The sequence below is a fragment of the Micromonospora sp. NPDC127501 genome (assembly GCF_040302185.1).
In the GTDB taxonomy this organism is placed as follows: Bacteria; Actinomycetota; Actinomycetes; order Mycobacteriales; family Micromonosporaceae; genus Micromonospora.
In genome coordinates, this window is sequence record NZ_JBEORJ010000013.1 from 35,594 (window position 1) to 57,179 (window position 21,586).

The 21,586-nt window shown below is 71.5% G+C and carries 22 protein-coding genes and 1 tRNA gene; 9 read left to right on the plus strand and 14 right to left on the minus strand.

Annotated features, from left to right (window positions below; translation table 11 throughout):
- Position 1 precedes the first annotated feature (1 nt).
- The 6 genes from ABTW72_RS26115 to ABTW72_RS26140 form a co-directional block, all read right to left on the minus strand.
- Entirely contained in the window at positions 2-1,339 is a 1,338-nt protein-coding gene (locus ABTW72_RS26115; RefSeq protein WP_350862768.1) for an O-antigen ligase family protein, read from the minus strand.
- A gap of 1 nt (position 1,340) precedes the next feature.
- A complete protein-coding gene (locus ABTW72_RS26120; protein WP_350862771.1) occupies positions 1,341-2,702 on the minus strand; it encodes a lipopolysaccharide biosynthesis protein in 1,362 nt (453 codons plus the stop codon).
- Positions 2,699-3,766, minus strand: a complete 1,068-nt coding sequence (locus ABTW72_RS26125; RefSeq protein WP_112619611.1) for a glycosyltransferase — start codon at positions 3,764-3,766, stop codon at positions 2,699-2,701. Before ABTW72_RS26125 ends, ABTW72_RS26120 begins: the two co-directional genes overlap by 4 nt.
- On the minus strand, positions 3,766-4,731 hold the full coding sequence (locus ABTW72_RS26130; RefSeq protein WP_350862774.1) for a glycosyltransferase family 2 protein: 966 nt from the start codon (positions 4,729-4,731) through the stop codon (positions 3,766-3,768). The genes ABTW72_RS26125 and ABTW72_RS26130 overlap by 1 nt, the downstream gene beginning before the upstream one ends.
- Positions 4,732-4,819: 88 nt before the next feature.
- Positions 4,820-6,535 carry an exopolysaccharide biosynthesis polyprenyl glycosylphosphotransferase gene (locus tag ABTW72_RS26135; protein ID WP_350862776.1) on the minus strand — a complete coding sequence of 572 codons (1,716 nt, stop codon included), beginning with the start codon at positions 6,533-6,535 and terminating at the stop codon, positions 4,820-4,822.
- A gap of 88 nt (positions 6,536-6,623) precedes the next feature.
- The gene (locus tag ABTW72_RS26140; RefSeq protein WP_502892246.1) at positions 6,624-7,697 is read right to left on the minus strand and encodes an LCP family protein; all 1,074 of its coding nucleotides are present in this window, start codon (positions 7,695-7,697) and stop codon (positions 6,624-6,626) included.
- 239 nt (positions 7,698-7,936) lie between these two features.
- On the opposite strand from ABTW72_RS26140, the gene ABTW72_RS26145 reads away from it, so the two are divergent.
- The 3 genes from ABTW72_RS26145 (at position 7,937) to ABTW72_RS26155 (ending at position 10,694) form a co-directional block, all read left to right on the plus strand.
- The gene (locus ABTW72_RS26145) at positions 7,937-8,770 is read left to right on the plus strand and encodes an O-methyltransferase (protein WP_350862779.1); all 834 of its coding nucleotides are present in this window, start codon (positions 7,937-7,939) and stop codon (positions 8,768-8,770) included.
- Between the two features lie 4 nt (positions 8,771-8,774).
- Positions 8,775-9,593: an MOSC domain-containing protein gene (locus ABTW72_RS26150; RefSeq protein WP_350862782.1), complete on the plus strand. Its 819-nt coding sequence runs from the start codon at positions 8,775-8,777 to the stop codon at positions 9,591-9,593.
- A 111-nt stretch (positions 9,594-9,704) separates the two neighbouring features.
- Positions 9,705-10,694 (plus strand): expansin EXLX1 family cellulose-binding protein, encoded by a 990-nt coding sequence (locus ABTW72_RS26155; RefSeq protein ID WP_350862785.1) that lies wholly within the window; start codon positions 9,705-9,707, stop codon positions 10,692-10,694.
- 4 nt (positions 10,695-10,698) lie between these two features.
- On the opposite strand, the gene ABTW72_RS26160 is transcribed toward ABTW72_RS26155, so the two are convergent.
- The 4 genes from ABTW72_RS26160 to bcp form a co-directional block, all read right to left on the minus strand.
- Entirely contained in the window at positions 10,699-11,226 is a 528-nt protein-coding gene (locus tag ABTW72_RS26160; protein ID WP_350862787.1) for a GNAT family N-acetyltransferase, read from the minus strand.
- Between the two features lie 150 nt (positions 11,227-11,376).
- Positions 11,377-11,459 (minus strand) — tRNA-Leu (locus ABTW72_RS26165).
- A complete protein-coding gene (locus tag ABTW72_RS26170) occupies positions 11,445-12,368 on the minus strand; it encodes an HNH endonuclease (protein WP_350862790.1) in 924 nt (307 codons plus the stop codon). Before ABTW72_RS26170 ends, ABTW72_RS26165 begins: the two co-directional genes overlap by 15 nt.
- A 30-nt stretch (positions 12,369-12,398) precedes the next feature.
- Complete coding sequence (gene bcp, locus ABTW72_RS26175) at positions 12,399-12,875, minus strand: thioredoxin-dependent thiol peroxidase (protein WP_091393498.1); 477 nt, start codon at positions 12,873-12,875, stop codon at positions 12,399-12,401.
- A gap of 199 nt (positions 12,876-13,074) precedes the next feature.
- Here bcp and ABTW72_RS26180 point away from each other — a divergent pair, with 199 nt between their 5' ends.
- Genes ABTW72_RS26180 through ABTW72_RS26195 form a run of 4 tightly spaced genes read left to right on the plus strand, consistent with a single transcriptional unit; the run spans position 13,075 to position 15,753 of the window.
- On the plus strand, positions 13,075-13,791 hold the full coding sequence (locus ABTW72_RS26180; RefSeq protein WP_350862793.1) for an energy-coupling factor ABC transporter permease: 717 nt from the start codon (positions 13,075-13,077) through the stop codon (positions 13,789-13,791).
- Positions 13,788-14,213, plus strand: a complete 426-nt coding sequence (locus ABTW72_RS26185; RefSeq protein WP_350862795.1) for a PDGLE domain-containing protein — start codon at positions 13,788-13,790, stop codon at positions 14,211-14,213. Before ABTW72_RS26180 ends, ABTW72_RS26185 begins: the two co-directional genes overlap by 4 nt.
- Before the next feature lie 14 nt (positions 14,214-14,227).
- Positions 14,228-14,998 (plus strand): cobalt ECF transporter T component CbiQ, encoded by a 771-nt coding sequence (gene cbiQ, locus ABTW72_RS26190; RefSeq protein WP_112601774.1) that lies wholly within the window; start codon positions 14,228-14,230, stop codon positions 14,996-14,998.
- Complete coding sequence (locus ABTW72_RS26195; RefSeq protein ID WP_350862798.1) at positions 14,995-15,753, plus strand: energy-coupling factor ABC transporter ATP-binding protein; 759 nt, start codon at positions 14,995-14,997, stop codon at positions 15,751-15,753. The genes cbiQ and ABTW72_RS26195 overlap by 4 nt, the downstream gene beginning before the upstream one ends.
- 147 nt (positions 15,754-15,900) lie before the next feature.
- On the opposite strand, the gene ABTW72_RS26200 is transcribed toward ABTW72_RS26195, so the two are convergent.
- Genes ABTW72_RS26200 through ABTW72_RS26215 form a run of 4 tightly spaced genes read right to left on the minus strand, consistent with a single transcriptional unit; the run spans position 15,901 to position 18,854 of the window.
- Positions 15,901-17,001, minus strand: coding sequence for a hypothetical protein (locus tag ABTW72_RS26200; RefSeq protein WP_350862801.1), 1,101 nt, complete (start codon positions 16,999-17,001; stop codon positions 15,901-15,903).
- Positions 16,998-17,714, minus strand: a complete 717-nt coding sequence (locus tag ABTW72_RS26205) for a DsbA family protein (protein WP_350862804.1) — start codon at positions 17,712-17,714, stop codon at positions 16,998-17,000. The genes ABTW72_RS26200 and ABTW72_RS26205 overlap by 4 nt, the downstream gene beginning before the upstream one ends.
- Entirely contained in the window at positions 17,707-18,231 is a 525-nt protein-coding gene (locus tag ABTW72_RS26210; RefSeq protein WP_350862807.1) for a MauE/DoxX family redox-associated membrane protein, read from the minus strand. The genes ABTW72_RS26205 and ABTW72_RS26210 overlap by 8 nt, the downstream gene beginning before the upstream one ends.
- Positions 18,232-18,263: 32 nt before the next feature.
- Positions 18,264-18,854, minus strand: a complete 591-nt coding sequence (locus ABTW72_RS26215; RefSeq protein WP_350862810.1) for a sigma-70 family RNA polymerase sigma factor — start codon at positions 18,852-18,854, stop codon at positions 18,264-18,266.
- 172 nt (positions 18,855-19,026) lie between these two features.
- Between ABTW72_RS26215 and ABTW72_RS26220 the strand changes: the two genes are divergently transcribed.
- The gene (locus ABTW72_RS26220) at positions 19,027-20,694 is read left to right on the plus strand and encodes a copper resistance CopC/CopD family protein (protein WP_350863198.1); all 1,668 of its coding nucleotides are present in this window, start codon (positions 19,027-19,029) and stop codon (positions 20,692-20,694) included.
- A 17-nt stretch (positions 20,695-20,711) separates the two neighbouring features.
- Complete coding sequence (locus tag ABTW72_RS26225; RefSeq protein ID WP_350862813.1) at positions 20,712-21,446, plus strand: YcnI family copper-binding membrane protein; 735 nt, start codon at positions 20,712-20,714, stop codon at positions 21,444-21,446.
- Positions 21,447-21,586 lie beyond the last annotated feature (140 nt).

A 21,586-nucleotide genomic window follows, 5' to 3' on the forward strand; every position in this document is an offset into this window, starting at 1 on the left:
ACTACGGCGCGGCGACGGCGTCGTGCCGTCCTGTCAACCGCTTGAGGGCGGAGAACCGACCTGGGCGGTCCACCAGGTCCACCGGTCCCGGGGCCGGGGTGCGGGCCGGGGCGGCCGACGCCGACGCGGTGAGGGCCAGCAGCACGATGATCCAGGTCAGCCCGTCCACCGAGAGCGGGTTCCAGACGACCTCGGTGAACGAGTAGACGACGAGGAGCACCACCGGTGCCTTGGCGGTGAAGGCGTTCCCGTCCTCGACGTCGCGGTGCAGCAGGGTGGCCATCCACAGACCGAACAGGGTCAGCGCGACCAGCCCGCCGGAGAAGATGACCAGGACGTACCCGGAGTGGAAGAAGTGGGTCGGTGCCTTCTCGATGTCCTGTAGGTAGTACCACTTCGAGACGCCCACGCCGACGGCCTCCCGGCCGCTGAGGTACTCGCGGGCGGCGACCCAGATGTTGCCGCGGTTGCTCAGCGTGGTCTTCGACGCGCTCCACATCAGATACGTGGCGGCTGTCAGTGCGCCGATGACGAGCGCCACGCAGAGCGCGAAGGGGATCCGCGGGCTCGGTCGCAGGCGCTGCACGAGCAGTGCGCCCAGCATCCAGACGGCTACCGCACCGACGGCCAGATAGCTGGTGCGGGAGCCGGTGGCGACGATCACCAGCAGGCAGAACGACGCCGTCGCCACCAGTTCGGCGCGGCGCATCGCGCAGAACGCGGCGACCAGGGTGAACGACGCCAGCATCGCCGCGTAGTTCTCGGAGTTGTAGAAGCTCTTGAACAGCGCACCGGCCAGAGAGCACTTCTCCAGCTTCCCGCCGGTGCACGCCCGCCACGCCTGCCCGTACAGAGCGGTCGGAATGGTCAGCAGCGCCAGGACCGCCAGCCCGGTGTAGGCCATCGCCCGTACGCTGACGGTGGTGCGGGCGGCCATCATCCAGACGGCGATCAGCAGGAGCCCGGCCGCCCCGTACGCCGGCAACCGCGACCCGTAGATCCCGGTGCCGGTGACGACGTCGATGAAGGCGCACCAGACGAGCAGGCCGCCGGCCATCGCCAGCGAGATCCGGAGCCACAGGTCGGAGGGGCCGCGGAGGACACCACGGCCAGAGAGCACCAGCCAGGCCAGCAGGGCGACCACCAGCACGCCGATCAGCATCGAGCTGTGGCTGCCGGCGAGCGCCGGTGCCGCGTTGGTGAGCACCGCGAATCCGACCAGGGCGACCGCCGATGCGGGGTCGCCGAACGCGGTGGCGACGGACCGCCGCATTCGGATCAACCACAGAGCCACCGCTACGCCACCGACGGTCAGTAGGACACCGAAGATGGTGGTCACGTCAGACCCTTTCTCGGTCAGGTACCGCTGCCGGTTCGACGACGGCATCGCGGTGCGGGTGTCGCCGCAGGGCGATGACGAGGCACCCCCACAGCAGGATGCCGAGCAGAGCGTCGCACAGGAGGCTCGACACGACCGCGCCCTGCCATCCGTAGGCGGGGATGAGCCACACGTTGAGCCCCGCGTTGACGACGCCCACCGCGATCTGGCACACCGTACGACGGCCCTGGAGTCGGCTTCCTGAGAGGGCGTCCGCGGCCAGGTAGTGGATCGACTTCAGGACCAGGATCGCGCTGAGGCCCTGTAGTGCCAGGGTCGCCGCCTCGTACTCCGGTCCGAAGATCAGCGGCATGGTCCAGGCCATCGCGACCAGCAGCAGGCTGCTCGGCACGCTGAACATCAGGAAGCGAGGCAGAAGGCGGCGGGCGAGCCCGAGCGCCGCCCGGGGTCCCTCCCGGCCGACCTCGAAGAAGCGGGGGTAGGCGACCGCGGACATCGACCGGGCCGGCGTGTACGCGAAGTCCACCACCCGGTAGGCCGCCGCGTAGATCGCCGCCGCCTCGGTGGTGCCGATCCGGGACAGCATGACCTTGTCGATGTCGTTGTAGACCGTCTGGGCGGAGAGGCCGACGGCGAACAGCAGGCCGCTGCGGGCCTGGCTGAGGGCCGGCCCGACGGACCAGGAACCGCCTCCGCCGCCGCGCAATCCGTACCAGGTCGTCAGCAGGCAGACCACGACGGAGACCGCCAGCGCGGTGAGAGCCCAGTTCCGCAGGGAGATCGGCTCGTCCGCCGCGGCGAGGACCAGCGCGCCGACCAGCCGGAACACGTGCAGCAGGGCGGGGATGACCGAGGCGACGAAGACCTTGCCCCGGGCCTGCACCGACGCGGCCACGGCCTCGATGAGCCGCCAGGCCACCAGGTCGGCGGCTGCGAGGCAGAGCATGTCGACCGCACTGACCTCGCTACCCCAGATCGCCACCCCGGCCGCGCTCACCAACACGGTCGCGCCCACACCGAAGACGACGGTCAGGACCAGGCCCCGCGTGAGGTGTCGGGCCCACTCGCCGGGGGCCTCGGCGTAGCTCTGGAAGATCAGACTCGGTGCGCCGGCGGACGCGAACGGGGAGACCACGGCGACGAGGGCGGTGACGCCGACGAAGAGCCCGTAGGTGTCGATCGACATCTCCCGGGCCAGCAGGACGAAGAGCACGCCCTGCGCGAGGGTCCGTAGCAGGGTGCCGGTGAAGAACTTCCCGGACCGCTTCAGGAAGGTGTCGCGTCCGCTCGGGGGACGCCGATGCGACCGTGGCCGCGGTGCGGTCGGCTCGACGGAGCCGACCGCACCGGAGGGCGTACTCACCGGTTCAACGCCTCCACCCACTGGCGGCCGACCTCGGCGGGGTCCAGTGCCGCGCACCTGGCGTGCCAGGACTTCTCGAAGTCGGCCAGTGTCGGCCGCTGGGCACCGGTCAGCCGGAGCACCGTGTCCGCGAGGGCGGCCGGCGACGTGTCCGCCGCCAACGCGCCAGGCACGAAGGTCGGGATCATCTCGTCCAGCGCGGGCACCGGAAGGGCCGCCACCGGCAGGCCCGCCTCGGCGGCCTCGACCAGGCTGAAGCCGAAGGTCTCGGCACGAGACGGGTGGACCAGGAGGTCCGCTTCGGCGAGTAGCTGGGCGACACCCGGCACCCGTCCGAGGAACGAGGTCCGGTGTTGCACACCCAGTTCCTGGGCCTTCGCGTGCAGCAGATCCCGCTCCTCGCCGTCGCCGGCGAGCGTGAGGTGGTACGCCTCCGGCAGCAGGGCCAGCGCGGAGATGGCGCAGGAGTGGTTCTTGTACGGGCGGAAGGCGGCCGTGGTGAGAAGGTTGATCCGCCGGCGGTCCACCACCTCGCGCGGTGCGACGAACGGCCGAGGTGGCATCGGGTTGGTGATGGTGACCACCGGCTGTCCCGGCGCCAACTCCTGGACCGTGCGGGCGACACCGTTGGAGACGGCGACGACGAGCCGTGGACGCAACCCCTTGAGCCGCGAGAACCGGGCGAGCGTGCGCACTCGTCGGTCGATCCGCAGACGCTCCGGCAGCAGGGAGTGCTCCCAGGCGACGTAGCTGCGGCCGGACCCGGCGAGGGCGGCACCGACGGGCACGCTGCCCCACAGGCCGCTGGCCACGATCTGGACGTCCGGTGCCAGGTTCTGTAGGCGCCGCCGCAGCGGCGGAACAGACTCCATCAACCGGGTGATCCGGGAACCGAGGCCAAGGGTGTCCACGGTCAGGTCGGCCAGTTCGGCGGGGACCCCCCGGGACACGACGGTTGCCGAGACCTCGACGCCCTGGGCCTGGAGGCCGCGGATCAGCAGCGCCGCCGCCAGCTCCATGCCGTAGAGCGGTTCGAGCTGCGGCAGTACGAAGTGCAGACGCATCAGTGTGGCCGTTCGGTCTCGAGCGGTCGAGTGGGGCTGCTGGGGGCCTTCGACTTGCGCATGGCGACCCGTTCCAGGGTCGACCGGGGTACGAGCCCGAGCGCCGCCAGCACCGCGTTCCGGGCGGACGGAGGTGAGTTGCGGCGGATCGCCCGCACCATCTCCCGCACGCCCTCCCGGTCTCGGGCCTGGAGAGCGTAGCGGAGGGTCTGGGCGGCGATGAAGTCCGAGAAGGTCCCCGGCGCCCACACTCCCTCCCAGCGCTGCGCCCAGTGCCACGAGGTACGCCAGTCGGCGCCGGCCGAGATCGACCCGGGGCTGCCCACCGTGTAGACGGCCGTCGCCTCCTCCACCTGGACGATCTTCACCCGGGGCAGCCGGGCGACCCGGACCAGCCAGTCCCAGTCCTGGTGCCGGGGGAGCGTCTCGTCCCAACGGCACTCGGTCGCCAACTCGTACGTGGTCAGGAGCGTCGACGTGGGCAGCGACTGCCGGCCGATGCCGAGGTGACGGCGGCGGAACAGGTAGTCCTCCGGCAGCATGCCGTCGGGGATCACCTCGGCGGGGGCCGGTGCCGGCAGCGGCTCGGCGCCGTCCTTGCGTTGCAGGATCCGGGATGACACGACGGGGCGGAACCCCGCCGCCGCGACCCGTTCGAGCGCGGGCACCTGTGCCGCGAGCTTGGTCGGCAGCCAGGTGTCGTCGTCGTCGAGGAACGCGACGTGGCTGCCCGGAATGGCGTGGGTGACGCCGAGGTTGCGGGCGTACGACCCGCGTCGGCCGCCGCCGGTGCAGACCACCCGGTCGATGTGCTGCCCCAGGTTCCGCACCGTCTGCGGTACCTCCGGGGTGTCACAGACGACCACGATGTGTACGGATGCGCCCTGCTGGGATCGGGCGGAGAGCACCGCGTCGGCGATGCTGGGGCGGCCCGTGGTGGGGATCACGACGGATACGTTCGGCATTGCGTTCTCCATGCGTTGGGGGTACGCCCGGCACACCGCCGGGTACGGCCAACGGCCGTACCCGGCGGTGTCTCGGTGCGTGGGCGGATCAGCGGCCGCCGGCGCGGAACACCTCGGTCACCGTACGGAGCACCACCTTGACGTCGAGCCAGAGGGACCAGTTCTCGATGTAGTAGTTGTCGAAGCGGGCCCGGTCGGAGATCGGGGTGTCGCCGCGCAACCCGCTGACCTGCGCCAGGCCGGTGAGCCCGACCGGGACGCGGTGGCGCATCGCGTACTGGGGGTATTCGGCCGAGAACTTCTCGACGAAGTAGGGACGCTCGGGCCGGGGGCCGACCACGCTCATGTCGCCACGGAGGATGTTCCAGAGCTGCGGCAGCTCGTCGAGGGAGGTCCTGCGCATGATCCGGCCGATCGGCCCCACCCGCCGGTCGTTGGCGATGGACCAGTTGGTCTGCGACTCGTGCTCGTCGACGGGGCGCATGGACCGGAACTTGATGATGTTGAAAGGCCGGCCGTGCCGACCGATGCGCTCCTGGTAGAAGAAGATGCCGGGGCCGCCGTCGATGAGCGTGGCGACCGCGCAGATGAGGAGCACCGGGCTCAGCAGGAGCAGCGCCACGGAGGCGAACGCGATGTCCGACGCGCGCTTGAGCGCGGACTGCGGGCCGGAGAGGGTGATGTCGCCGATGCTGACGACCGGGACGGCGCCGATGTGGTCGCCGTGCGAACGGGACCCCCAGAGGGGGGTGGCCGCCCACAGGTCGCACTCTGCCGTCCGTGGCCGGGCCAGGATCTCCATGAGTGAGGTCTCGGAGCAGCTCGCGTCCGCGACGATCACCACGTCGCACTCGCGCAGCCGTACGAGGCTGTCGAGGTCGTCGAGGGATCCGATCAGCGGCAGCGCCGACGGGCCGTCCGGGGTGTCGACACAACCCACGAAGCGCAGGCCGTACTGGGGGTAGCGGCGCAGGAGCCGGGCGAGTTCCACGGCGGTGGGGCCACTGCCGACGATGATGGTGTTGTGCTCGACCCACCGGCGCTTGCGGGCGACGATGGCGAATTCGCGGGTGACAGCCCGCCCCAGGATGACCAGCCCCGCCGACGCGGCGACACCGCGGGTGAAGCTGAAGACGTACTCGGCGGATTCGTGGCGCATCGCCGCGACGATGGCGACCGCGGACGCCGCGGCCAACAGACGCCCGCAGAGGCTCGGCACCTCGTCGAGGAAGCTCACGTGCCGTCGTGCCCGGTAGAGGCCGCCGCTGGCGAAGACGATCACGGTCAGGACCGTCATGGCCAGGGTGCCGCGCCAGTACTGCTGGGTGACCAGTAGCGGCGTCAGCAGCGCCAGGACGTCGACCGGCGCGGTCATCATCCAGGCCCGGAGCCACCGGGTCCGGGTCGAGGCGCGCGAGCCGGCGTACGGCAGGACAGCCGTCGTGTCCAGGCCGGCGCGAGGCTCGTGCTCTTCAGGCGCAGGCGCCTGCGCGGGTGCCGGTGCGGGCGGGGCCGAGCGCCGGTCGGCGGGCGAGGGGAAGGCCGGAGTCTCGTAGCCGGGGGCCTCGTAGCCATGCGTCTGGTAGCCGGGAGTCTGGTGACCAGGGGTCTGGTAGCCGTGCGACTGGTAGCCGGGCGTCTGGTAACCGGCGGACTGATAGCCGGGAGATTGGTAGGCGGGAGGGCGACTCCCGCCGAGGCTCCCCTCGTCGTCCCCCTCACCGTCGCCCTGGGCATCGGTGGCGTTGCCGTCGCGGTCATCGGCCGGTGCCGGCCGGTGCCACATGGCGGGCTGGTTGGACATTGTGGACCTCCCCGTGAGGGCCGGCTGACCTGGCCGGTCCGTAATTCGAGACAAGGCGGCGGCCGGCAACAGCCGCCGGCCTGGGGTGTTACTTGGAACTGGCGAGAATCTCGTCGACGGAGTCCCGGCGCACGGCATCGTAGAAGGTCTTCGCCTTCTCGGTGTTCGCGAAGACGACGCTCTCGCTGCCCACTCGGCCGGTGCCCTTCGTCGGGCTGGTGACGAAGGTGAGGTTACGGCCGCGAAGGCTCCGCAGGTCTGTCGCCATGCTGACGAGCGACATCTTCTCGTCCACCGACACGGCGCTCGAGGTCGCCTTGACGAAGGAGTTGAGCCGCCCGGGATTGGTGACGATGCCGCCGGACACGGCCTTGTCGAGGATGGCCTTGATGACCTGCTGCTGGTGACGGATGCGGGCGAAGTCGCCGTCGGCGAACTGTTTGCGCTGGCGGGAGTAGTCCAGGGCCGTCTCACCGTCCATCCGCTGCATTCCCTGCTCGAACTTGCGGAACGGCGGGTGGATCGACGTGAACGACTTCTCCGCGTTGATGTCGACGCCGTCCAGGGCGTCGATGATCTCCTTGAAGCCAGCGAAGTCCACAATCATGACGTGGTCGATTCGCACCGTGGTGAACGATTCGACTGTTTGCACCATCAGCGGAATGCCACCCCAGGCGTACGCTGCGTTGATCTTCGCGTCGCGGCCGCCGTGCCCCCCGTTCTTCGCCTTCGGCACGTTCACCCAGGTGTCCCGAGGGATCGAGACGAGTTGCGCGCTGGCCCGGTCCTTCGGGATGTGCGCGACGATGATGGTGTCCGTGCGCGAGCCGCCAGTGCTCTCCGGGTCGCGGGAATCGCTCCCCAGGATCAGGATGTTCATCGCGCCGTTGGCCACCGCCTGCGGACGACCCTCCTCGGGAACGTCGGCGAAGGCATCCACCCGGTCGATGTCCTTCTCGACAGACCGGAGATAGAGGGCGCCACCGATCATGCTGCCGCCGCCCAGGATCGCCGCGACTACCAGGCAGATGACGAGGACGCGACGCCAGCGAGGACCACGACGTCGCCGCTTGCCCCCGGCCGGGACATCCTCGTGCGGATCGACTGCGTGTGGATCGAAGAATTCGGTGTCGGCATCGGTGTACCGCTGAGCACCAGACATGCCGGCGATGCTACTGATTGCGTGTGCCTGCCGTGCACCCTCGTCCTTTCGGGTATCGCACGCCTGCCGACCGGTGCGGCGAACCCGGCCCTGCGTTCGGACGGACTGCCGGTAACGCCGGCCCGGGAGCGCTTCCCAGGCCCTATTCTGCCGCCCCGGCGGGAGGGCGGAAACAACGTAACCATCGGCTTTCGCGATGACCCTCCCGCCGCCGTCCGAACCCTGCTACAACGGCACCCGTGGATCGAATCAAGCTCCGACGGGCCGTCGCGCGTACCCCACTCGCCCCGATTGCCGCCTTTCCCAAGAGGCTTCGCACGATCGCACGGCACGACGCGAAGGTGCTGGGCCGCTCGGCGCGCTGGCTGCTGACCTCCCGCGAACACCACAACTACACGTACGACCTCACCTCGTTGAGCCGCAACCACCTCGCCTGGTTCGTCAGCGTGGTCTGCGACATCCCGGTCAAACAGGTACGGGCGTACCTCGGCGAGATCGAGTCGGACGACGGCCTGCGCCAGCACCTCCTCGCGGCGATCGCCGCCTCCGACCGGCGCGGCCTCGCCGACAAGGAGATCCGCTACGCCCGGCGGATCGGCTGGTACGCCATCGTCCGTGCCACCCGCCCCACCCATGTCGTCGAGACCGGTGTCGACAAGGGACTCGGCAGCGTCGTCCTGGCGTCCGCCCTGCTGCGCAACGCGCAGGAGGGGCACCCGGGCCGGGTCACCTCCCTGGACATCAACCCCGAGGCCGGCTACCTCGCCCGGGTCGCGCCGTGGTCGGAGGTCGTCGACCTGGTGATCGGCGACTCGATCGCCTCGATCGGCGCGCTGGACCGCCCGGTAGACCTGTTCCTGCACGACAGCGACCACAGCCGCGCCCACGAGAAGCGTGAGTTCGACGCCGTCGAGCCCAAGCTCGCCCCCGGCGCGATCCTGCTCACCGACAACGTCACCAGCACCAACGTGCTCGCCGAACACGCCGAACGCACCGGCCGGCGCTTCCTCGCCTACCGGGAGAGCCCGGCCAACCACTGGTACCCGGGCGACGGGATCGGCGTGGCATGGTAGCCGGGTGCGGCTGACCTCGATTCACACGTACCCCATCAAGGGTTGTCACCGGCTCGACCACGACGGCGCGTTCGTGCACCAGTGGGGCCTGGCCGGCGACCGGCGCTGGATGGTCGTGGACGCCGACGGGGTCGGCGTCACCCAGCGGGACACGACCCGGCTCGTCGACCTGCACGCCGCCGTGCGCCCCGGAGGTCTGTCGCTGCGCGCCGACGGGCAACCCGACCTCGACGTGCCCGAGCCGACCGGCGGAGAACCGGTCGCGGTGCGTACCTTTCGCAGCCGCACCTTCCCCGTCCCCGCGCTGCCGGCCGGCCAGGCAGCCGACGAGTGGCTCGGCGCCCTGCTCGGCCGACCGGTCCGACTGGTCTGGCTGGCCCACCCGACCCGCCACCTGGCCGCCGGAACCCGCGAACACGACACCGGTGACCAGGTCAGTTTCGCCGACGCCTACCCGGTGCTGCTGGCGAACGCCGCCTCCCTCGACGCCCTCAACGACTGGCTGGCCGAGGCGGGCGAGGAACCGGTGCCGATGACCCGGTTCCGACCCAACCTGGTCGTCGGTGGTGCGCCGGCGTGGGCCGAGGACGACTGGGTGGGTCGGCGGCTGCGCATCGGCGACCGGACGTTCCAGGCCGCCGGGCCGTGCGACCGCTGCGTGGTGACCACCACCGACCAGGAGACCGGGGTACGCACCAAGGAGCCGCTGCGCACCCTCGGGCGGCACCGCAACGTCAAGCAGAAACTCCTCTTCGGACTGAACCTGGTGCCGCTCGACAGCGGACCCGTGGCGGTGCACGCCCCGATCACCGTCGCGCCCTGACCGGGCCGCCGACCAGCAATCGGCACCCCACGATCACCGTCCGTCGATGCTGTCTTAGCTTTGGCTTAGCCCGCTTGTCGGTACCCGACCGGGTCCGGCAGCATCGCCGTCGTGACGGACGGAAGCGCTGTCGACATCAACATCGACCTGGACCATCCTCCAGAGGACCGGCCCGCGCCGTCGTCCGGCGCGAAGCCCTGGCTGGTCGCCACCGGCGTCACCGTCCTCGCGGCGACGCTCGGGCTCACCCTCACCCTGCGCTCCGGCTCCACCCCGGCCTGCGCCGCCGGCCGGACGCTGGCCGCCGCGCCGCCCACCGGCAACGCCACGCACACCGGCAAGGCCACCTTCTACGACTCCAAGGGCGCCGGCGGCAACTGCTCGAACCCGGCCGCCCCGGCCAACCGGCTCTACGTCGCGCTCGGACCGACCGAATACTCCGCCGGTGCCGCCTGCGGCGGATTCCTCGACGTCGTCGGCCCCAAGGGCACCGTCCGGGTGCTCATCATGGACCAGTGCCCGGAGTGCGAGCCCGGGCACCTCGACCTGTCCCGCGAGGCGTTCGCCCGGATCGCCGACCCGGTCCAGGGCCTCGTTCCGGTCACCTACCGCGCGGTGGTCAACCCGCCGTTGCCCGGACCACTCACCTTCCGGATCAAGGAGGGCGCGTCGCAGTGGTGGTTCGCCGTCCGCGTCGGCAACCACGGCAACCCGCTGCGGTCCGTCGAGGTCCGGCAGCGTGACAGCGACCCCTGGCAGTCGGCCGCCCGGCAGGACTACAACTACTGGCTGATCGCCTCCGGCGCCGGGCCGGGCCCGTTCAACGTCCGGGTCACCGACGTGTACGGCAACCGGGTCACCGTCGGCGGCATCCGGATGGCACCGGGCCAGGTGCAGAACAGCACGGTCCGGATGTACGCACCCGGCGCCGGGGCCGCCACACGCCGTACGCCCGCGTCGACCCGACCGCCGAGCAGCCGACCCGCCGTCACGCCGACGCCGACCCGTCGCTCGGTCGAGGTGGCGAGGACGAGCGCTCCGGCCACCGACGCGCCGGCCACCAGCTCGGCCCGGGCCAACGCCCGGTGGTGCGGGGGCTGACCGCTCAGTCGGCCACCGTCAGATCGAGCCACATCAGAATCTCGTCCCGGTCGTCATCGGGGGCCACCCGCAACGCGCCCGGCAGCCGGCCGATCTCCCGGTACCCGAGGCGGCCGTAGAACTTGTCCAACCCCAGGCCGTCGCGCACCGTGACGTGCAGCGCCTCGTGACCCAACACCCTGCCCAGCCGGGCGGCCTCCATCATCAGCGCCGAGCCGTAGCCGGCGCCCTGGGTGTCCGGGTGGACCATCACCCGCTTCACCACACACCAGTGCGCCGTGAGCGGAAAACGGTTGTCACTGAAGATCAGCATTGCCGCCAGCCGGTCCCCGGAGTAGCCGACCAGCAGCCGGTCCGGTCCGTCGGCGATGCCGGCGAAGGTCGGATCGGCGGTGACGTGCACGTCGGTGGCGGTGACCGGTGGCACGAAGCCGACCGCCCCGCCGGCGTTGCTGACGTCCACCCAGAGGTCGACGATCTCGGCACGCAGCTGCGGGGTCAGGTCAGGGTCGAGGACGAAGCGCAGACTCACGCTCGCCATCCTGACCCAACGACCAGGGCCACGACCCGCGACAGTGACGCGCCCGACAACCGCGCCCGCGACCACGAGCGACCGTCATGCGGGCACGAGACCCGACGTGAGGCGCCGATCGCCGCGCCGGCTCGGTGTGCTTGCTGACCGTGCGGGAGAGGGGATTCGAACCCCCACATCCTTCCGGATACAGGTTCCTAAGACCTGCGCGGCTGCCATTACGCCACTCCCGCCAACTCCCTGAGTTTAGAGTGTCTGGCTTCGGCGGTGTTGAGCCCGGCCTCCTTGAGGATGGTCGAGATCGTGCCGTGACCAACTCGGCATCCCCCACCAGGCAGATTGCGGAGAAAGTCGGACAGCCGCTTCGGTCCGACATCCGGGTGCGCCAGTGCCTGTTCTATGACCGCGTCGCGATGAGCCATCGAACGCCAACCGCGGCTCCGACGCGGCTTCAGCAGGCCGTCCTGCTCGAGCCTTCGCCGAACCGTGTGCAGATACGCCGGAGTCCAGCCCAACTGCCGTGCCGCCTCCCGGGCCGTCACCTGCTGTGCGTCGACCCGACCGAACAGGTCGACGAGTTCCGTCCGGGTGGCCGATCGGCGATCGGAGCCGGTCGTCCCGCCGTAGCGTTCCTCCCCAGTGGTTGGCGTCGTGAGGATGGGCAGGTCGGAAACCCGTTTTCCTCGCCCGGCGTAGGTCGCGGTCTGGCTGTGGCAGTTCGGGCACAGGATTCGCAGGTTCGGTGGTCGGTTGTCGAGGAAGTCCCCGTTGATGTGGTCGACGTGCAGGATGAGCGACGCGCCTCGCCACACCGGCCCTATCCCACAGCCCTCGCACTCCTCCGGCACGCCGAGCGTGCCGAGCGCCCACTTCAACCGCACGCCGGGCGTCCGGCGGGACCCGTCGGGCAGCACAACCAGGAGCTGCGCGGATGTGGTGCGTCGTTCGCCACGCCGCCCCTTGTTGTGGGCCTGCCTCGTGAAGTGCGACGTGTCGATGCCGAACCGCTTGAGCTGCCGGCTGATGTGCGCGTGCGAGCCACCGCTGACGCGTACGCCGAGCAACCGCATCACCTCGGTGATGTTGCGGGCGACGGCGGCAGCGGCGGCCAGCGCTTCGGGCGTGTACTTGTATCGAACCACTGACGGACCGTAGCGATCCGGTACGACAGGTCAGTCCAGGCCGAGGTCGCGGCGGAGCTTGGCGACGTGCCCGGTGGCCTTGACGTTGTAGAGCGCCCGCTCGACCTTGCCGTCGGCGTCGATCACGAACGTCGAGCGGATCACGCCGGTGACGGTCTTGCCGTAGAGCTGCTTCTCGCCGTACGCGCCGTAGGCGGTCAGCACCGACTTGTCGGGGTCCGACACCAGCGGGAAGGTGATGGCGTCGCGCTCACGGAACTTCGCCAGCTTCTCCGGCTTGTCCGGGGAGATGCCGACGACCTCGTAGCCGGCGGCCTGGAGTGAGGCGAGCGAGTCGCGGAAGTCGCAGGCCTGCTTGGTGCAGCCGGGAGTCATCGCGGCCGGGTAGGCGTACAGGACGACCTTGCGACCTCGCAGGTCGGCGAGGGAGAGCTGGTCGCCGGTGTCGGTGGCGAGGGTGAACTCGGGCGCGGGGTCACCGGGGGAGAGGCGGTCGGGCGAGGTCATGGCCCGACCCTACCGCCGTGCCGGCGAGCGCCGCCGCCGGCGCGACGCGTCGGGTCGTGGGGGTGCGGCGCGGGCCGGTGGGGCCTGACCTGGAGTGATCAAGCCCATGCGTTGTTGCCAGAGTCTGGCAACAACGATGGTTGGGAAATAGGCTGACCCACGCCGGCCCGGTCGGGCCCGCTGACGCGTGGGAGGTCGCGTGGAGACACTGGCGATGCACATCTCGAACGGGATCATCGACGGTCCCGTGGCAGCGATCTTCGCTGCGCTCGCGCTTGCCGCGCTCACCGCCTGCGTTCTGCGCGGCCGGCGCGACCTGGACGACCGGCTGGCCCCGATGGCCGGCCTGGTGGCGGCGTTCATCTTCGCCGTCCAGATGCTCAACTTCCCGATCTTCACGGCCGGTGTCAGCGGTCACCTGCTCGGTGGCGCGCTCGCCGCCATGCTGGTCGGCCCGTGGGTCGGCGCGCTCTGCGTGGCCGTGGTGCTGGTCGTACAGGCACTGATCTTCGGCGACGGCGGCGTGGCGATGCTCGGCCTCAACATCACGAACATGGCGTTGCTCGGCACCGCCGCGGCGTACGCGCTGATCGCGCTGATGTTGCGGGTGCTGCCCCGCACGCGGGCCGGTCTGGCCGTCACCGCGTTCGTCGCCGCGACGCTCAGTGTGGTGGTGGCGTCGCAGGGCTTCGTCCTGGAGTACTGGCTGGGTGGCACCACCGACCTGGGCAGCAACCTGGGTGGCCTGGCCGGCACGATGGCCGGCGTCCACCTGCTGATCGGCATCGGCGAGGGTTTGATCACCGCGACCACGGTGCTCACCGTCGCGAAGGTGCGCCCCGACCTGGTGTACGCGCTGCGATCCCTGCGCGCGCCCGCCGCCCCCGCCGTCCCGGTCGCCGGAGGTGTCCGATGAAGAACCGCTCCTGGGCCTTCCTGGCCGGCGGCCTGCTGGTCGCCCTGCTGCTCGCCGGCGTGGTGAGCAACTACGCCTCCTCCCACCCGGATGGACTGGACTCGTCTCTGCTCAAGGGCTGCACCGTCGACGCCGACGACAACATCGTCGGGGGGAGCTGCCCGGCCCAGCAGGTAAAGGACCACGAGCTGGGGGACAGCCCACTCGCCGACTACGGCGTACGGGGCGTGGAGAACAGCTTCGTCTCCACCGGCCTCTCGGGGGTGCTCGGGGTGCTGGTCACCTTCGCGATCGGGGCCGGCGGGTTCTGGCTGCTGCGCCGTCGAGGCGGCACGCCGACCGACGCCGACGCGGCGACGCCCACCGGGGGCGACCCCGCGACGTCCGGCGACGTCCGGCGCCGCGCCGACGCGGCAAGCTGAGCAGGGGTACGCGGATGGGTGCCGGTCACGGGCACGTGCTGTACCGCGAGTCGGACTCGCCGGTGCACCGGCTCCCGCCCGAGGTCAAGATCGTGGCGATGGTGGTCTTCACTCTCGCCGTGGTGGCCACTCCACGCGAGGCGTTCTGGGCCTTCGGCGCGTACGCCGTGCTGGTGGCGGCGGTGGCGGCGCTGGCCCGGGTGGGCCCACGGTGGTTGCTCAGCCGGGCGTTGATCGAGCTGCCGTTCGTGCTGTTCGCGGTCGCCCTGCCGTTCCTCGGCAGCGGCGACCGGGTCGAGGTGCTGGGCCTGCGGCTGTCCGAGGACGGGCTGCACGGCGCGTGGAACATCCTGGCCAAGGGCACCCTGGGGGTGCTCGCCTCGCTGCTGCTCGCCGCGACCACCACCACCCGGGACCTGATCGTGGGGCTGGACCGGCTGCACTGCCCGCAGGTGCTCACCCAGATCGCCACGTTCATGCTGCGCTACCTCGACGTGCTGGTCGGCGAGGCGCGGCGGATGCGGGTGGCCCGGATCTCCCGTGGCGACGACCCGCGCTTCCTGTGGCAGCTGCGCGGCTTCGCCGCTGGGATCGGGGCGTTGTTCCTGCGCGCCTTCGAGCGTGGCGAGCGGGTCTATCTGGCGATGCTGTCCCGGGGCTACACCGGGCGGATGCCCGCCGTCTGGCAGGGCGAGGGTGCGGCGAGCGCCGGTCAGTGGCTGGTCGCGGCGACCGTGCCGGTGTTGGCGGCCTCCATCGCCGCCACCGCCGTCGTGCTGTCATGATCGGTGTCGTGCAGACCGCTGTCTCGCTGGACGTTCGGGGCGTTCGCTACGCGTACCCGGACGGGCACGTCGCCCTGCAGGGGGTCGACCTGAACGTGCCGCGTGGCGACCGGGTGGCGCTGCTCGGGCCCAACGGAGCCGGCAAGACCACGCTGGTGCTGCACCTCAACGGCATCCTCACCCCGACCGAGGGCAGCGTGAGCGTCGGCGGGCTGACGGTCACCCCGGATCGGGCCACCCTGGCCGAGGTACGCCGCCGGGTGGGCATCGTCTTCCAGGATCCGGACGACCAGTTGTTCCTGCCCACGGTGGCGGAGGACGTGGCGTTCGGGCCGGCGAACCTGGGTCTGCGCGGGGCCGAGTTGGCCACCCGGGTGGACGAGGCGCTCGCCGCGGTGGGGATGAGTGAGCACCGGGACCGGGCCCCGCAGCACCTGTCGTTCGGACAGCGTCGCCGGGTGGCGGTGGCCACCGTGCTCGCCATGCACCCGGAGATCCTGGTGCTCGACGAGCCGTCGTCGAACCTGGACCCGGCGGCCCGTCGGGAACTCGCCGAGATCCTGCGCGGCCTGCCGGTGACCCTGCTGATGGTCACGCACGACCTGCCGTACGCGGCGGAGCTGTGTGAGCGCTCGGTGATCCTGGACAACGGCCGGATCGTCGCCGACGCCCCGACCACCACCCTGCTCAACGACGCCGAGCTGCTGGCAAAACACCGCCTGGAACTCCCCCAAGGCTTCACCCCAAACCCCTAGCCCCCGCCCTGCCCCGCCCTGCCCTGCCGATCTTGCACTTTCTGTCCCCGCCTTTGGGGTGAAAGCCGCATATGGCCAACCCAAAGTGCAAGATCGGCGCGGCCAGGGGGCGGGGCGCGGAGGCGCGGGCGGGGCGGGGCGCGGGGGTTAGGGGGTTGGGGTTGGGGTTGGGGTTGCTGTTGCGGTGGTGGTGGTGCGCGAGGTGGCGTGCAGGCGCAGGATGCCGGCGGCTGTCGCGCCGGCGCCGGTGATCAGGAAGAGCGCCACCATCACCCGGGCGGCCGCGGGTGACCAGGGCACCGGGGCGATGGCGCGGGAGAACACGGCGGCGTTCGACGCTCCGGCGAAGAGTGCCAGGCAGGCCCCGGCGAGGGCGATCACGAAGTCGGCGGCCGGGCGGCGGGTCAGCGCGTACCACCCGGCGGCGATCGCGCCGAGGCCGGTGAACAGGGGCCAGATCTGCCCGGAGAGCAGCCCCACCAGCACCCCGCCCACGCCCTGGGCGCCGGCGTCCAACTCCCGTCCCACCGGGTACCCGACGGCCAGCGCGCCGCCGACGATCAGCAACACGCCGAGCGCGGACAGCGCGCGGGCGCCGGCCGGGGCGGTGGCGGCGAACAGGCCGAGCGCGCCCACCGCGAGCAGCCCCACGATGGTCACGGCCCACCAGGTGTACGCGTCCGGCGGCGGCACCCAGTCCAGCGTGCCGCCGATCATCACCGGGTCGGTGCCGTCGCGCAGCGGGATCGCCCAGTCCCGGACCCGGTGCTCGCGGTCCGGTGCGGCGCGTACCGCGGCCGGTGGTGCCGACTCCTGCCACAGCGCGCGCTGGTCGTGCCAGCGCGCCGTGGTGCCGTCGTCGATCCGTTGCCAGGAGGGTGCGGCGGCCGGGTCCGCCTCAGCCGGGAGCGAGGTGTCCCCGGCGATGGTGCGGTTCAGGTACGTGGCGGGGGAGTGGCTGTTCTCGAAGACCCCGTCCGGGCCGACGCGCAGGTACGGCTCGCCGGAGTAGCCGATGACCTCGATGGTGCGGCCGGTGCGGTTGGTCAGCTCCAGTCGGGCGCCCGCCTCGATGACGCGTGCCTCAAGCCCTGGCCGCGCGGGTGCGACCCCGGTTGTCCGGGTGCGGTAGTCGGTGCCGTCCGGTGCGTCCGCGCCGTGCGCGGCGGCGGGCGCCGCGCTGATCACTGTCACCAGGCCGGCTGCGGCGGCGATCAGGCCGGCGCGGCCCAGCAGGGTACGGATCACTTGCCGGCCGCCGCCACGGCTGCGGTGAGCGCGTCCGGGGTGGGATTCTCGACGGGTTGACCGTTGACCTTGACGGTTGGCGTGCCGGTGACGTTGCTCTGGCTGGCGTCTTCGGTGACGTGTTCGGTCCAACTCTTGTACGTGCCGTCCTTGACGCAGCTGCCGAAGGAGCCCCGGTCCAGGCCCACGCTGGTGCCGATGTCGATGAGCTTGTCGTCGGTGAGCCCCGCGCTGCCCTCCGGCGGCTGCTGGGCGAAGAGCGCCTTGGCGTACTCGTGGTACTTGCCGCCGGCCGCCGCGCAACCGGAGGCGGCCGAGGAGCGGGTGGAGTAGTCGGTGGTGGAGAAACGGTTGAGGTACGCGACCGGGTGGTAGACCACCTTCGCCTTGTTCTCGGCCACCAACTGTTCGAGCGTGGACCCGCTGGCCTGCTCGAACTGCTTGCAGGCCGGGCAGAGGAAGTCCTCGTAGACGTCGACGGTGACCGGCCCGCCGCCGGTGACGATGCCGGTGCCCTCCGCGTTGGCGCCGGGTGGGGTGGTGAAGCTGTCGGAGCGCTGGTTGGACCAGACGGCCCACCCGATGACGCCGGCGACGACCAGGACGACGACAGCGGCGGCGGAGACCCAGATCGTGCGGCGGCGGCGCCGCTCGCGGGCCAACTGCTCGCGGACCACCCGGGCGGCGTCCCGCTGCCCCTTGCGACTACTCATCCTCGTCCTCCACAACGGGTTCGCCGGACACCCACCCGTCCACCGATACCGGCGTACGCGGCCAGATCAGCAGAAATCCGGCCAGAGCCAAGAATCCCAGGTCCCGGAGGATCTCCGGGAGGTAACTGGGTGCCTGCCCCGCGGCCAGTTGCCCGCCGCTGCCGAAGCAGCCGCAGTCGATGGCCAGCCCACGCGCCCAGGCCGAGGCGATCCCCGCGATGAAGACCACCAGCAGCGCGGCGGACACCCCGGCGACGAGCCGGGTGGCAAGCCCGAGCAGCAGCAGCACGCCCAACGCCAGCTCGACGAAGGGCAGCGCCGCGCCGATCACGGTCGCCACGTCGTACGGCATCACCTGGTACGCGTTGACCGCCCGCCCGGAGGCGGCGAGGTCGCTGACCTTCGACGCGCCGGCGATCAGCCAGACTGCGGCGAGGCCGAGTCGGGCCGCGACGCCGAGCCACGGGCGGACCCGGGGCCAACGGTGACCCCGGCTGGAAGGTGCTGTCACGCTCATTTGTCGTCCCGTCCGCGCCGGAAGTTCCGCGTTCAGCCGGCCAGGGCGTCGCCGACCGCCTCGACCAGGTCGTCTCGGGCCCGGGCGACCCGGGACCGGATGGTGCCCACCGGCACCCCTTCGACGGCCGCGGCCTCGGCGTACGACAGGCCGAGCAGTTGGGTGAGCACGAACGCCGAGCGCCGCTCGGGGCCGAGGCGACGGACCAGGTCGGCGGCGCCGAACTGGCCGGCCGGGTCCGGGTGCGGTCGGTCGGTGTACGCGTTCGCCGTCAGGCGCTCGTCGAGCCGCCGCCGCCTGACGACGGTGCGCAGGTGGTCGGCGCAGGCCCGCCGGGCGATGCCGAGCAGCCAGGTGCGGGCGCTGGAGCGACCCTCGAAGGCGGGCAGTGCCCGGAACGCCCGCAGGTAGGTCTCCTGGGCCAGGTCGTCGGCGCTGTCCGGGTCGACCAGGGCGGCGGCGAACCGCCAGACCTCGGCCTGGGTCAGCCGGACGAACGCCGCCTGGGCGGTGGGGTCACCGTCGCGGGCGGTCAGCGCCCACTCGGTTGCCGGGTCCCGGGCGACCTCGTCGGCCGGCTCTGCCGCAGCGGCGGCACCGGAGTCACGCGGGACAGGGATCACGACACACCAGGTTACGCGGCAGTCGGCGGCGCGTCAGGGTCGTTCGGCCCTTGGATGGTCTGCGCCACGTCGGGAACTTTTCCCCGACCCGGGCCGACTACCAGTTCATGACGTGCGACCACAGAAGCGACCACCCCCCTCGGGTCGCCGAATGGGACACCCATCGGCGACCATGGCCGGCATGACTGTCGCCCCCCGCCGCTGGGCCGCCAGGCTGGCCGCAGCCGCCGGCCTCCTGGTCACCGTCGTCGCCTTGTTGATCGCCCCAGCGACCTCCGCCAGCGCCCACGCGGTGCTGCAGAGCAGCAGCCCGGCCGCCGCCTCCATCGTGCCGAGCGGGCCGTCCGAGGTGGTCCTCACGTTCAGCGAGTCGGTCCGCAAGGTGCCCGGCAAGATCCGCGTCATCGCGCCGGACGGTTCCCGGGCCGATCGGGGTGAACCATCGTTCAGCGGCGGTGTGGTGACCATTCCGGTGGACCCGGCCGGAGCCCGCGGCACCTACCTGGTCAGCTTCCGGGTGATCTCCGCCGACAGCCATCCGGTCTCCGGGGCGTACACCTACTCGGTCGGCGCGCCCTCGACCCCACCGGTCGACTCCGGCACGGACAGCCGCGCCAACCCGGTGGTGGGCACGGCGGTGAAGGTGGCCCGCTTCCTCGGCTACGCGGGTCTGGTGCTGCTGGTGGGGCCGGCGCTGGTGCTCGCCGCGCTCTGGCCGCGACGGCTCTCCCGGCGCGGGCCGACCCGGCTGGCCTGGACCGGCCTCGGCCTGGTTGCCTTCGCCACCCTCGCCGACCTGTGGTTGCAGGTGCCCTACACGGCCGGCGGTGGTCTCTTCGACGTCACCGGCGAGGGGTTCGGCAGCGTGTTCGGCAGCGCCTTCGGCGCCGCCCACCTGGTCCGACTCGGCCTGCTGGCGGCGTCGGTCTTCCTGCTCCGCCCGCTGCTGGCAGGGCCCGCCGGCCGCGCGGACGCGATCATCTTGGCCGTGCTCGGCGGCGCCGCCCTGCTGACCTGGCCACTGGCCGGGCACCCGGCGGCCTCCCCGGCGCCGGCGGTCTCCGTGGTGGTCGACGCGGTCCACCTGGGCAGCATGGCGGTCTGGTTGGGCGGTCTGCTCATGCTCGCCGTCTTCCTGCTGCGCCAGGCCGACGAGCGGGAGCTGGGCGCGATCCTGCCGATCTGGTCTCGCTGGGCGGCGCTCGCCGTCTCGGCACTGCTGCTGGCCGGCACCGTCCAGGCGCTGATCGAGGTGGCCACCCCGCAGGCGCTCTTCGACACCACGTACGGGCGTCTGCTGCTCGCCAAGATCGGCTTGTTCGTTCTGGTCATCGCCGTGGCCGCGTACTCCCGGCACTTGGTGCGCAGCCGGGTCGCGGCGCAACGCCCGGTGCCGGTGCGCCGGGCGGTCCTGGTGGAGCTGGCCGTCACCGTTGTGGTGCTGGCCGTGTCCGCCACGCTAGTGCAGACCACGCCCGCCCGCACCGCCGCGGCCGGCCCGTCCGCCGGGGCCGAATCCGGCCTCTTCAGCACCAGGCTCTCCAGCCCACTGCTGACCGTCGAGGTCGAGGTGAGCCCGGCCGAGCGGGGCAACAACACGGTGCACCTGTACGCGTACGACAAGGCCAACCAGCCGCTGCTGGTCGCGGAGTGGAAGGCCACCGTAGCGCTGCCCTCGGCCGGGATCGAGCCGATCGAGGTGCCGTTGCTGCGGTTGACGGACAGTCACGCCTACGGCGACATCAGCCTGCCGACCCCCGGCGAGTGGCAGCTGAAGATCACCGCCCGAACGACCGACATCGACCAGGCCACGGTGACCGCCACCGTGCCCATCCGTTAGAGAGGTTCGCGAAACCCATGACCCGACTCCGGCGTACCGCAACCGCCGCTGCCGCCCTGGCGTTCACCGCCGCCGCCACCGCCGTGCTCGGCTTCGCCGGACCGGCGTCCGCACACGTCACGGTGAACCCGAAGGAGGCGACCCAGGGTGGCTACGCCCGGGTGGCGTTCCGGGTGCCCAACGAGAGCGACACCGCGTCGACCACCAAGCTGGAGGTGGTACTGCCGGAGAACGCCCCGGTCGGCTCGGTGTCGACGATGCCGGTGCCCGGCTGGACGGTCACCACGGAGAAGCGCAAGGTGGACCCGCCGATCGAGGTGCACGGCAGTCAGCTCACCGAAGCGGTCTCCAAGATCACTTGGACGGCCTCCGGTGAGGCGGGGGTGAAGCCGGGTCAGTTCCAGGAGTTCCCCGTCTCGATGGGGCCGCTGCCGCAGGTCGACTCGATGGTGTTCAAGACCTTGCAGACCTACTCGGACGGCAACATCTCGCGGTGGATCGACGACCCGGCGCCGGGTGCCGAGGAGCCGGAGCACCCGGCTCCGGTGCTCACCCTGGCCGCCGCCGCGGCGCCGTCGGGTTCGGCCACGCCGACCGCAGCCGTGGCCTCGCCCGACGACGATGACGACGACGACGGCAACGGGCTCGCGGTCGGCCTCGGTGTGGCCGGTCTCGTCGCCGGTCTGGCCGGCCTGGTGCTGGGCGGGCTGGCGTTCGCGCGTACCCGCCGGGAGCCGGTCGCCAAGGCCTGACCCTGTGCCACCCGCTGGCCCGCCGGATCATCCGGCGGGCCAGCGTGCTTTCCAGAGCCGATGCCGACCGTGCCGTGGATATCCCCTGATCAGACGGTGTACGTCGGTAAGGTCGGCCGGGTATTTGGCTACGGAGGGGG

What these genes read in the sequence shown, in the direction of transcription:
- ABTW72_RS26125 (WP_112619611.1), bottom strand. Translation starts at nt 3,766, where the DNA reads ATGCGTCTGCACTTCGTACTGCCGCAGCTCGAACCGCTCTACGGCATG.
- ABTW72_RS26130 (WP_350862774.1), bottom strand. Translation starts at nt 4,731, where the DNA reads ATGCCGAACGTATCCGTCGTGATCCCCACCACGGGCCGCCCCAGCATC.
- ABTW72_RS26135 (WP_350862776.1), bottom strand. Translation starts at nt 6,535, where the DNA reads ATGTCCAACCAGCCCGCCATGTGGCACCGGCCGGCACCGGCCGATGAC.
- ABTW72_RS26140 (WP_502892246.1), bottom strand. Translation starts at nt 7,697, where the DNA reads ATGTCTGGTGCTCAGCGGTACACCGATGCCGACACCGAATTCTTCGAT.
- bcp (WP_091393498.1), bottom strand. Translation starts at nt 12,875, where the DNA reads ATGACCTCGCCCGACCGCCTCTCCCCCGGTGACCCCGCGCCCGAGTTC.
- ABTW72_RS26185 (WP_350862795.1), top strand. Translation starts at nt 13,788, where the DNA reads ATGAAGAACCGCTCCTGGGCCTTCCTGGCCGGCGGCCTGCTGGTCGCC.
- cbiQ (WP_112601774.1), top strand. Translation starts at nt 14,228, where the DNA reads ATGGGTGCCGGTCACGGGCACGTGCTGTACCGCGAGTCGGACTCGCCG.
- ABTW72_RS26195 (WP_350862798.1), top strand. Translation starts at nt 14,995, where the DNA reads ATGATCGGTGTCGTGCAGACCGCTGTCTCGCTGGACGTTCGGGGCGTT.
- ABTW72_RS26205 (WP_350862804.1), bottom strand. Translation starts at nt 17,714, where the DNA reads ATGAGTAGTCGCAAGGGGCAGCGGGACGCCGCCCGGGTGGTCCGCGAG.
- ABTW72_RS26210 (WP_350862807.1), bottom strand. Translation starts at nt 18,231, where the DNA reads ATGAGCGTGACAGCACCTTCCAGCCGGGGTCACCGTTGGCCCCGGGTC.
- ABTW72_RS26220 (WP_350863198.1), top strand. Translation starts at nt 19,027, where the DNA reads ATGGCCGGCATGACTGTCGCCCCCCGCCGCTGGGCCGCCAGGCTGGCC.
- ABTW72_RS26225 (WP_350862813.1), top strand. Translation starts at nt 20,712, where the DNA reads ATGACCCGACTCCGGCGTACCGCAACCGCCGCTGCCGCCCTGGCGTTC.